At 25.0% G+C, this 11,158-nt stretch carries 13 protein-coding genes; 8 read left to right on the top strand and 5 right to left on the bottom strand.

Annotation, left to right across the window (positions count from 1 at the left end):
- The first annotated feature begins 43 nt into the window (after window positions 1-43).
- The 3 genes from T347_RS0102195 to T347_RS0102185 all read left to right on the top strand — a co-directional run bounded on the left by T347_RS0102195 (window position 44) and on the right by T347_RS0102185 (window position 3,171).
- Complete coding sequence (locus tag T347_RS0102195) at window positions 44-679, top strand: PD-(D/E)XK nuclease family protein (RefSeq protein WP_031542848.1); 636 nt, start codon at window positions 44-46, stop codon at window positions 677-679.
- A gap of 37 nt (window positions 680-716) precedes the next feature.
- Window positions 717-1,199: a hypothetical protein gene (locus T347_RS0102190; RefSeq protein WP_031542846.1), complete on the top strand. Its 483-nt coding sequence runs from the start codon at window positions 717-719 to the stop codon at window positions 1,197-1,199.
- Window positions 1,200-1,293: 94 nt separating this feature from the next.
- Window positions 1,294-3,171 (top strand): MBL fold metallo-hydrolase, encoded by a 1,878-nt coding sequence (locus T347_RS0102185; RefSeq protein WP_169734479.1) that lies wholly within the window; start codon window positions 1,294-1,296, stop codon window positions 3,169-3,171.
- Window positions 3,172-3,225: 54 nt separating this feature from the next.
- On the opposite strand, the gene rpsT is transcribed toward T347_RS0102185, so the two are convergent.
- Window positions 3,226-3,471: a 30S ribosomal protein S20 gene (gene rpsT, locus T347_RS0102180; protein WP_031542842.1), complete on the bottom strand. Its 246-nt coding sequence runs from the start codon at window positions 3,469-3,471 to the stop codon at window positions 3,226-3,228.
- Window positions 3,472-3,577: 106 nt separating this feature from the next.
- Between rpsT and holA the strand changes: the two genes are divergently transcribed.
- The 5 genes from holA to coaE all read left to right on the top strand — a co-directional run bounded on the left by holA (window position 3,578) and on the right by coaE (window position 7,561).
- Complete coding sequence (gene holA, locus T347_RS0102175) at window positions 3,578-4,561, top strand: DNA polymerase III subunit delta (RefSeq protein WP_051636030.1); 984 nt, start codon at window positions 3,578-3,580, stop codon at window positions 4,559-4,561.
- Window positions 4,531-6,012, top strand: coding sequence for a hypothetical protein (locus T347_RS0102170; RefSeq protein WP_031542836.1), 1,482 nt, complete (start codon window positions 4,531-4,533; stop codon window positions 6,010-6,012). The genes holA and T347_RS0102170 overlap by 31 nt, the downstream gene beginning before the upstream one ends.
- Before the next feature lie 62 nt (window positions 6,013-6,074).
- Window positions 6,075-6,698 carry a hypothetical protein gene (locus T347_RS0102165; RefSeq protein ID WP_031542835.1) on the top strand — a complete coding sequence of 208 codons (624 nt, stop codon included), beginning with the start codon at window positions 6,075-6,077 and terminating at the stop codon, window positions 6,696-6,698.
- A 19-nt stretch (window positions 6,699-6,717) separates the two neighbouring features.
- Window positions 6,718-7,002 carry a hypothetical protein gene (locus T347_RS0102160; protein ID WP_031542833.1) on the top strand — a complete coding sequence of 95 codons (285 nt, stop codon included), beginning with the start codon at window positions 6,718-6,720 and terminating at the stop codon, window positions 7,000-7,002.
- Between the two features lies 1 nt (window position 7,003).
- Window positions 7,004-7,561 (top strand): dephospho-CoA kinase, encoded by a 558-nt coding sequence (gene coaE, locus T347_RS0102155; RefSeq protein WP_051636029.1) that lies wholly within the window; start codon window positions 7,004-7,006, stop codon window positions 7,559-7,561.
- 5 nt (window positions 7,562-7,566) lie between these two features.
- Here coaE and T347_RS0102150 read toward each other — a convergent pair whose 3' ends face one another.
- From T347_RS0102150 to xseA, 4 genes are read right to left on the bottom strand one after another with little or no spacing between them, the layout of a single operon-like run.
- On the bottom strand, window positions 7,567-8,865 hold the full coding sequence (locus T347_RS0102150; protein WP_051636028.1) for a Y-family DNA polymerase: 1,299 nt from the start codon (window positions 8,863-8,865) through the stop codon (window positions 7,567-7,569).
- Between the two features lie 10 nt (window positions 8,866-8,875).
- A complete protein-coding gene (locus T347_RS0102145) occupies window positions 8,876-9,676 on the bottom strand; it encodes a TlyA family RNA methyltransferase (protein ID WP_031542826.1) in 801 nt (266 codons plus the stop codon).
- A 1-nt stretch (window position 9,677) separates the two neighbouring features.
- Window positions 9,678-9,890, bottom strand: a complete 213-nt coding sequence (gene xseB, locus T347_RS0102140; RefSeq protein WP_031542824.1) for an exodeoxyribonuclease VII small subunit — start codon at window positions 9,888-9,890, stop codon at window positions 9,678-9,680.
- On the bottom strand, window positions 9,880-11,157 hold the full coding sequence (gene xseA, locus T347_RS0102135) for an exodeoxyribonuclease VII large subunit (protein WP_031542822.1): 1,278 nt from the start codon (window positions 11,155-11,157) through the stop codon (window positions 9,880-9,882). The genes xseB and xseA overlap by 11 nt, the downstream gene beginning before the upstream one ends.
- Window position 11,158: the final 1 nt, after the last annotated feature.

Here is an 11,158-nt window from a genome sequence, read left to right as displayed (position 1 = left end):
ATGCCAATGGCATTTTTTTAATTAAATTAAAAAAGGAACAATTATGAAGATTAAAGAATATTATATTAATCCAACAATTATATTAAACGAAGAAACACATGAATACTTAAACACAGTTACTAATTCAATTATTGATTTAAAATCAGTTACAAACTTAGTGCAAAATATTTATCCGTTCGATGCTAGTAATATCCCTCCTGCAGCATTAGAATTTGGTATTGAAAAAGGGATTTGCGTCCACAATAGATTAAGTGATTATATTATAAACAATAATATTGGTTATTGTGATCACAGTGCTAATGGATATCCAATTAGAACACATTCGAGTGAATTTAATTGAATCAAAAGACATTTAGATAAAATTGATACACTAGAAGTATATAGTGAAGTTTCACTATCTAATGGAAAATATAACGGAACATTTGACTTATTATATAAAGATCTTGATGATAAATGACATTTGGTTGATTTTAAAACAACTTCTAGACTGAATGAAGATAAAGAATGCTTACAGTTAAAATTTTATGAGCAATTACTTCAAGACAATTTTGAGGATATTCAAAAAATTGATTATTTTGAAATATATAATTCAAAAAATGAAATACATTATAAATTTAAAGAATCAAGATTAAACAGTAGTGAAATACTAAAAGAAGAAATTTTAACAAAGTACTTATAAAAGAATCCTTTTGGATTCTTTTTTTCTATACCAATATATGAGAAAGAATACATGTATAAAACTAGGATGTTTATTTGGATTTATTTTAGGTATTTTTATTTCTGAGAATATCTTCAAAATTAATAACATTGTTGTCATAAAAATGTTGTATGATTATCCACTAAAATTTGATATTGATTTTAAAAGCAAAATACAAAATCGTGAAAGTGACATTAATCTAACTATTAAAAAACTTAATCAAAGTAAATTAATTGATAAAGTTTTTTATCAAGCAGATAAAAAAGAAATACTAATCGTACCTAAACAAAATCTAATATTAATGACCAAAATCAAAAATATCAATTCTAAAATATTAACAATATTTGGTATTTCAAAATTTGATGAATTCGAAGTAATTAGACTATCAAAACAAAAGAAAGGGGAAAAACTGATTGAAGCATTTTTGGAAAAACATAAGTACGTTTTCGATTATGGAATTAAAAGAGTATTTATATTCCCGCAATTTGATACCCTTACTTAAATTAATATGTTTAATATTACTAATTGATTTAATTAAATGCGGACAAGTCTGAGGTGTATTGGCAATATTTTGTTTAATTTCTTTACTTTTATTTTTGAACAAAAGCAAAGAGATTAATAAATATTATCTTTTGATGATTATGTTTGCGATTGGATTAATCATATTCCAATTCAGTTTCATTAATCTTGAAGATGATTTCAAAAATGTTCAGGCTAAAGTAATTGAAGTGAAAAAATATAGCGCAATCATTTCAATAAATAACACAAAATACTTAACTAACTTTGAAAATGGATGATTTAATTCTGGTGATATCATTCAGTTTAATGGTAAAGCTGTTGATATTAATAATAATAGTTATTATGAATTTAATTATCAAAATTTTTTAAAAGAAAAATTAGTATTTAAAAAAATCAAAATTGATAATTTGAAAGTGATTGATTCAAATTCATTAATTTCAAAAATTGATACTTTCAAAAATAATGTTGGTGATATTTATAAGGCGATTATTTTTAAAAATTTAGAAAATGATCACCCGTTATCAATTTATATTAAACAATCAAACTTACAACATATGTTTAATTTAAATGGGATGAATGTGATGGGATTTTCATTTATATTTAGAAAATTATTTAGAAAAAATAAGCATAAATTTTTATATCTAATTTTGATACTTCAATTTTGATTTTTATTTATTGATGGTAATATGTCATTTTTAAAAATCATCATAATTTTTGTAATTAGACAAAACAAAAAAGTAGCAACATTACCTAAAATGGTACAAAGTTACCTAACGTTTTATTTATTGCTTTGTTTTAATCCAATGAATATTTATCATTCAAGTTTTTGATATATTTCAATTGGATCAATATTCTTAACAAGCTTTTTATTCGACAACAAAAAGGAACACTCTATTTTAAAAGAATTTGTGATTTTAAGTTTAGTATTTTTACCTTTAAATGCTTTTTACAATTATAATTTTAATATTTTTTCTGAAGTTATTGAAATGATTTTAAGCCCATTGCTATTAGTTTTCTATTTAGCGACAACTATTTGCTTGATTTTCCTATTTCAAGCTCAAATAAGCCCTTTTTTAGAGCAAATATTGGTATTTACACTTAAAAGTATTAACCTAAAGTCATTTAATTATAATAGTGGAAGTATTTCATTGATTTCACTGATATTTTATTATTTAATTCTATATGCAACTTTAAAAACTAATAATCGATACAGTTGATCGATATTTTTAGCAGTCATATTAATAATTTTTATTATTAGAGAAGTTCAGAGCTTAGAAGTTAGTTTAACCTCTTTAGATGTTGGGAATGCCAACACTTTTATTTATATTAATAAATTCGAAAATAAAGTAGTTATTTTCGATGCTGGCTGTGGTGGTGGAATTAATAAAAATATTTTGAATAGTTATTTAGCTTATCACCGAATAAACAAAATCGATGCTTTGTTTATATCACACGAACATCAAGATCATATGAACTTATTGGAAAACTTAGAAATAAAACCAAAACAAATAATCAGAAGAAATGATCAAAAAGGTAATTATGAATTTGGCAGCTTGATTGTTACTAAATTTAATAGCACCATATTTAAAAATGAAAATGATTTATCTATGGTTCTCTTTTGTAAAATGAATGATAAAAAATTTATAATGATGGGAGATTTAGAAAGAAGTGGCGAAAAGTGATTAGTTGAAAATGTATCTTTATGAAAAAAAGAGGAAATTGATTTATTACAAGTTGGTCACCATGGATCAAAAACTTCAACATCTGAAATAATTTTAAAAAATTGAAATTTCAAAAATGCTTTCATCTCTGGAAGATACGATTATAAATTTAAATTTCCAAATGTTGAAACTATAAAAAAATTGGATAGTTTTAATATCGATTGATTGAATACAGGAATAAATGGAAATTTAAAATGAGATTTAATTAATAATAAGATTACATTTAAAAAATAAAAAAAACGCCGTGCGTTTTTATTTATTATTAAATGTTTATTTATTGAAAATAAATTATGCACTCATTAAACGAGATTTTTCTCTAGCTGCTTTATTGATTTTTAAGATTCCTTTTTTAACCCCTTTATCAATTAAACTAACTGCTGCAATAACTAATTCATTAGCGTTTGTTGCGCTTTCGTTTTTAGCGATTGTAGCTTTTTTAATTGCAGTTTTAATTTCTGATTTGAAAGCTTTATTTGCTAAACGAGATTTTTCGTTAGTTAAAACACGTTTTTTTTGAGATTTGATGTTTGCCATATTTTCAACTCCTTCTTTTAAATTGTTTAAATACAAAATAAATTATAGCAAAAAAAGATAAATATTACATAAAAAAAGATAAAATAAATATAAGAGTGGAGGGTGTATGCGTTTTATATATTCTGTAGATTCTTTTTTGTTAAAAAAGGCTGTTGGTAAGTTAATTAAACAAATTAATTTTAATGATCAATATGAAGTTATTGAGTTATCTTTGATTGATGATGATTTTAATATGATTATCGAAACAGTTAACTCAATGTCATTATTTAATGAACCAAAAATTGTGGTCATTAAAGATGCATATTTTGTTAATGAACAAAAAATAACTTTACATAAGAATTTCAGCGAAAGTAAATTGAACGAATACATTTTAAAAAATAAATCTAATAATGAAGTTATTTTTACTTTGAATAGTGATAAATTTTCTAAAAAATTAAAGTTAGCTAAATACATTCAAGAAGTTTGCGAGGTTCAAAATATTCCACCTTTAGATGAACCACAAATTATAAAATACATCGAAACTTTATTTAAAAGAGAAAATAAAATCATTGATCAAAGTATAATTAAAGTAGTTATGAATAATCTACCGTTAGATTTACAAATAATCACTAATGAAGTTATCAAACTATCAGCGATCTCGAACGAGTTAACTGAACAAGTTGTTTTGGATAACATCACTAAATATGTTGAAAATGATATTTTTGCAATCTCAGATGCATTTATTAAAAATGATATAGATCGATTTTTAAAACTTTATAAAGACTTTATCTTATTAAATGATGAACAAATTGGACTATTAAATTTAATGAATGCAAATATCTCTTTCATGAGAGATGTTAAAATTCTTTATCAACAAGGTAAAACAATGGCTGTAATTGCTGAAAAACTTTCAGCAAATCCATATAGAGTAAAATTAGCAATCAATGCTAACGATATCAAAATAAGACAATTAAATGATAAAATTAAATTGTTATATAAAATACAAACAGAAATAATGAATGGTAAGATGGATCAAAAAGTGATGCCTGAATATCAATTTATAAGAAATATGAGGGAAACATGGAACCAATTAAAGTATATGAACAAATAGTTATAGCTTTAAACAACGTTTTTAAACACGATAAATTAAGATATAAATTATCAACTGATTCTAAATGAAGAAAATTAGTATTGAAACAAGTTAATAACCTTTTAGCATTAGAATTAAACAATAACACTACTTTTAATGAATTACAATGAGCTAAATCATTCGGTAAAGCATTGTTAAAAGTGACTAAATCAACAAATTTAAGAATTGAAAAATCAGTAAAATTAGTTGATGAAATTGAAAATGATTATAATGATTTATTAACATTTGCAGTTAAAGAATATCGTGTTACTAAAACAAAATTAACTAACGTAAGTGAATTTACTTTCGAAACTTTAAAAGCTAATTCAGTATTAACTGATGAAGTGATTAAAATTCAAAAAGAAAATGAAGCTAAAGAAACAGCTGAAAAAACAAAAACTGAAAATCCAAGTGATCAAAATATGAATGCTGAAAGCCAAAAAGTTGACGCTGAAAATATTAAAGTAAATCAAAATCAACAAACAAATTTTAATCAACAAAACCCATTTATGGGTGGTCCAAATATGGGTGGTATGGGTCAAGGTATTGATCCAACTATGTTCCAAAACATGCCAATTCACCCAATGCAAGATATCAGATACTACCCATTTGATAGAAAACCTAAATGAATGCCAATCATGAAGAAAGTTTTGGCTATCTTAACTGTATTAGCATCAATCTTCTTAGTTGCTGGTTTAGTTTATGTTAATACTGCTAAAATAGATATGCATGATGGTATTATTGATGCTATAACTAGCGGAACTAATAATACTTGAATTCTTTCTGATGAAGGGGAAAAATTAAGTGATAATCAATTAAAATTGTTCAATAATATTTCAATTAGTGCTCAAATTGGATTTATGAATTGATTTTCAATGTTCTTCTATATATTACCAACTCTATATATATGTGGAGGAGCCTTCAGACAACACAAAAGTGATAGAACAAGATACAGAACAGGAATTATGTCAATTATGTTCATGATTATGTTCTTCGGTATGTCAATCTTCACAATTTCAGGATTTGTTAATCTTGATGGTTTTGAAAATAGTTGAGGTAAACTATTTAAAACTTTAGACTATTATTTCATATTAGATGGAAAACCTTCAGATTTATGAAATGCAGTAATGCAACAAGATGGCGTAAGCACAATGTTTAATACAGCATCAATCTTAATGATTGTAGCTATTGTATTTATTTCATTATCAATCGTGATTGGAGTTATGTTAATAATTGCTAACCCAAAACCAGATAGAGAAAAAAATGCACGTGCAAACTTAGAATATCAAAAAGCAACTGCATCATTCTTACAAGGTGGAAAATATGAAATGGATCCAACTCTATTCCAAGATGATGTAGAAATTAAAGAAAAATCTAAATTTAGTCTATGAATTGAGAAAACATTTAAAAACGGGAAAAAAGGGAGTGAATAATTCCTTTTTTATTTTCCTAAATACAAATATAATGTTTATGTGAATTTGTAAAAGGAAAAACTATGCAAACAGAGCAAAACAAAACAAAAAACAAAAAGAACTTGGATGATATTGAGTATTTTTTAAAACAAGACATTAGAAATTTATCACCAGAAGATAAAATCAGATTTTATAATGCCTTAAAAAAGGTTATTAATTTTGCAATTAGTAAAGCGTATTCAAAGCTATCAGCTCCAGCCTTAGAGCGTCAAGACTACGAACATATTGGTTGATTAGCATTTGAGGAAAGTTTAGAAATCTATCATACGAAAGGGAAAAGAAAAACGTATATATCTTTTTTAATTGATTCTATTTATTGAAAGTGTATGGATATGTCAATCAAATTTTTAACAAACAAACATCGTGTTGTTAATGTTGCTTATTCTGGACTATTTGACAAAGATGAATTTCATGATCAAAACATAAATATCGATGAAGAGTTTTCGTTAAGATCAACAATTGAATGATATTTTAAAAATAAAAATACTAACGAAATTGATAAACAAATTTTTGATTTATACATTTATGGTGAAAAAAAGCAAGACATCACCGCTATTCTTGGTATATCAAGAAATAAAATGATGAACTCTTTAAACAAAACATTAAGAGAATTAAAAGAAGTTGTGCTGGGGGTAGATGTTATATAATATTCTTAGAGGGTTATATATGAGTTACTACTATAAACATAATGTAAAATTTTCACATCACGGTTTACAACGTATAAGAGAAAGATTAAATATGAAAGATGTTGAAGAATTTAAAGTTAAAGAAGAAGTTTTAAAACACATCAAATATTCAACAAGAAGTTTTGAAGTTGGAAATAATGAGTATATTAGAGCATCTAATACTGATGTTTATTTTGTTGTAGATAAAAACTCAAGACTTATTATAACCGCTACTAAAATATCTGCTGAAAAAGAATTGAGTTTATTAAGTAGGGGTGGTTGATAATATGATAATCGGCATCTATGGAATTATCGGTTCAGGAAAATCTACAATAGCAAAATATTTAGCAGAACAGTCAGGATATAAATTGATACAATTGGATGAAATTTCTAAAAAAGTTTTAAGCAATGAAAAAATATTAAATGAATTAAAAAAAAATGATGCATCAATATTTAGTAACGAAGTTTTAAATCGTAGTGCTTTTAGAAATAAACTCTTTTTAAATAAAAAATATGCTAATCAAATTAATATAATTTTATGACCAAAAATTAAAGAAGAAACGTTAAAAGAAATTGATCAAGAGAATGTAATTATTGATGGAGCAATTTTACCGGTTTTAAATATACTTAATATTGATAAAATGATAAAAATAAGTACTTCTAATGATGAAATCAACATTGATCGAGTAATAAAAAGAGATAATGTTGATAAAGCACAAGTGATCAAAATTATCGAACAACAAAAAGAACTGATCAAGAATTTTAAATTTGATTTAGAGATCAATGCAGACAACTTAAATTTGAGCACCTTAGATATTTTAGAAATTGTTAAAAAAACTAAGTAATTTTATTACTTAGTTTTTTTTCTGTTGTTTCTAATTTTTTTATTAGTAATATGAGTATCGTAGTTTTTTAAATATTTTCCTTGAGCTTTATTTTCATCAACAGTCTTTTCATATTCTGTTCCAGTCATTATTTTGATTGATGATAAATCTCTTACAATATTTTTAATTTCATGATTATCTTTTTTATAAAAATCATCATGTGTAAAGTTTAATTGATCATATATTTTATTTTCTTTTTTAATATTATCAATTCCCACACCTATCAATAGAATTTTTTTATCAGATTGATAAATATCGTTAAATAAAGATATTGCATTTGCTGCAATGATTTCATAACTATTAGTGTAATCTGTTAAAGTTACTTGCTTTCGATTGTGTTTAATGTGATCTACTTTATCAAACACTTCATATTTTTTGTAATATTTCAAAATCACTGCAACAGTTCTAGCTTTCACTCTTCTTCTTAAAGCTCTTTCACTAACGTGCGCTGAAATTTGTCTAATTATGTCTTCAATTTCTTTAACATCATCGGTTGGAAAATCTAATGTAACTTCATTTGAAATAGATTTTAAATCATTATTTTCCAACTTTATAATATTGCTGCCCTCACCTAGAGCATTCATTTTAATTTTTAAAGCATTATCACCAAAATTATCTTTAAGAAATTTATCATCTGATAGTGCCAAATCTTTAATCGTTTTAATGTTTAAACTTTCAAATGCTTGAGCTGTTCTGATTCCAACACCAAACATTTCTCTAACTGGATAATTTCACATTTTTTCAAAAAATACATTTTTAGTAAGAATGGTTACTCCATTTGGCTTTTGTAATTTTCCTCCCATTTTAGCGAAAAATTTATTTTCACTAATACCAATAGAACAAGTAATATCTAGTTCTTGATAAATTGATTCTTGAATTTTTAAAGCAAGACTTTTAACAGTTCCGTAATCTTTTCAAATATCAGTAACATCAATATAGCATTCATCAATTGAAGCTACTTCTATTTTATTTGTAAATCGATTAAATAATAGTTCTCATATCTTTTGACTAGTTTTAGTAAATAAATCATACTCAGGCTCTACAACTATTAATTCTGGACATAATTCTAAAGCTTTGTATATCGGCATTGCCGTTTTAACGCCCTTTTTACGGGCTTCATAACTAGAAGTCGTAATTATACTTCTTTTACTATTAATACCAACAACAATCGGCTTATTTTTGTATTGTGGATATTTCATTTGTAAACAAGAAGCAAAAAAAGCATCCATATCTAAGTGAAAAATAACTTTTGTATTTTTACTCATACGATGCCTCCTATATTAGTCATGCTTGATTGATTACTACGTTAATATTTTCATCTGTAATTGAAACAAATGGTTTATTTTCTTTTTTAATTAAAGCTAAATATTCAATATTCTGTTTTTTGTTTCCTTTAATTGGTGAAAAAGTTAAATCTAAAACACTAAAGCCATTATTTGTTGCATATTTAAATACTTTATGAATATCTTTTAAATGAATTTCTTTTGAATTAACTTTACCATTTTTTACTTCGCTAATTTCTGATTCGAACTGAGGTTTAATTAAAATAACACCTAATCCTTGATCTTTTAAAATACTCTTTAAAGGAATTAATATTTTTTCAACCGAAATAAAACTTACATCACAACAAATAAAATCAATCACTTCGGAAAAATCTTCAACGTTAGCATTTCTAAAGTTATATTTTTCAATATTTATAACTTTAGAATTATTTTTTAATGATTCATGGAGTTGATCTTGACCAACATCAACCGAATAAACCATTTTAGCGCCGTTTTCTAAACAACATTGAGTAAAACCACCAGTTGATGCACCGATGTCCATACAAATCAAATTATTTAAATTAATTTCTCATTTTTTGATAGCTTTATCTAATTTTAATCCAGCTCGAGAAACATAATGATTTTCTTCGCCTTTAATTTCTATTTCAATATCATTTTCGAACAACATGCCTGGTTTAGTAATTTGTTTATTATTAATATAAATAATTTTTTGATCTTTAATCATCGCTTTTGCTTTACTTCGATTTTCTGCTAAGTTTTGATTAACTAAAATTTCATCTAATCTAATTTTCATATTATTCAAAATTTTCAATCATATTATCAGCTAAAACTTTTTTAATTTTACCTTTGTATTCTTCAAGTTGAGTTTTAGCTAAAGAAATTTTTTCTAAATTATTTTCAAATAACTCCATTGCTTCTTCCATTGTTATTTCTGTTGAAGATAGCTTATTAGTATCTTCTTTTATTTCTTTAATTAATTGATCGTATTTTTTATCTTTATTTTCCATGATTAATTTCCTTTACAATTATTTTTATTTTTCCGTCTTTTAGTTCTAATTCAAATTCTTCATCGATGTTTAAATCGTTTACTGATTTAATAATATTCTTGTTTTGATTTCTTAACAGAACAAAACCTTTTTCAAGAGGTTTTTTTGGATTCAATATTTGATTTTTTTCTTCTAGATTTTTTATCTGCTCAGTTTGTTTGTTAAGTATATTATCAATAGTTAAAAAATTTGTCTGTTGAAGATTTTCCATATAGTTATTTGCATGTTTAATAATATTTTTGGTGTTATTAATGAAATACTCTATTGTTCTATTAAAATTAATTTCTTCTCTATGAATAATAAATTTCAATTTATTAGTATCTTCAATTGACGTTTTATTTATTATCTCTAAGTGTAATCGATAAAGATTGCTGATCATTTTTTTATTATTTTGATAATGATAAGCTAAGTCCCTAATCAATTCTTGAATATCACTCGTTGCTATTTCACCAGCTGCAGTTGGAGTTGCTGCTCTTAAATCAGCCACTTCATCGGCTAATGTAAAATCAGGTTCATGTCCAACAGCCGAAATAATTGGTATATTTGAATTTCTAATTGCTTCTAAAACAGCCATTTCATTAAAAGATCAAAGATCTTCATAACTTCCACCACCACGTCCAACAATTAATGTATCAAGCTTAATTTCAAAATTATTTGCTTGTTTTATTTTAGCAGCAATATCAAATTGCGCTTTTTCTCCTTGAACTTGAGAAGGAAAAAGAAAAATATCAACACTTGGCATTCTTCTTTTAATAGTTGTGATTAGATCATGAACAGCAGCACCTGTATCTGCAGTTACAATACCAATTGCCTTCGGATTTTTAGTGATTGGTTTCTTTAATGAATTATCAAATCAACCATCTTTTGCAAGTTGTTCTCTTCTTTGTTGATAAATAATTTGCAATTCACCAATACCATCAAGTTTTATATCATTAACTTCAAAACTCACCCTTCCAGTTGGTATGTAATAAGTTAGTCTACCTGTGCAAGTAATTTTCATTCCTTCTTTAGGATTAATTTTTCTTAGTTTATCAGCATTTATACTTCAAATCATACAATTTATTGATGAAGAAGTATCTTTAATAGAAAAATAAATGTGCCCTGATTTATTGAAAGTAAGATTACTTATTTCACCAGTCACATTTATGTTTCTATATGTATTGTTGTTTTCAATTCCTTCTTTAATAAGTGAATTTAATTCTTTAACTGAAAATATAAATTGTTCCATA

This window comes from Mesoplasma photuris ATCC 49581 (assembly GCF_000702725.1).
In the GTDB taxonomy this organism is placed as follows: domain Bacteria; phylum Bacillota_I; class Bacilli_A; order Mycoplasmatales; family Mycoplasmataceae; genus Tullyiplasma; species Tullyiplasma photuris.
This window is presented reverse-complemented; position numbering and strand designations above follow the sequence as displayed.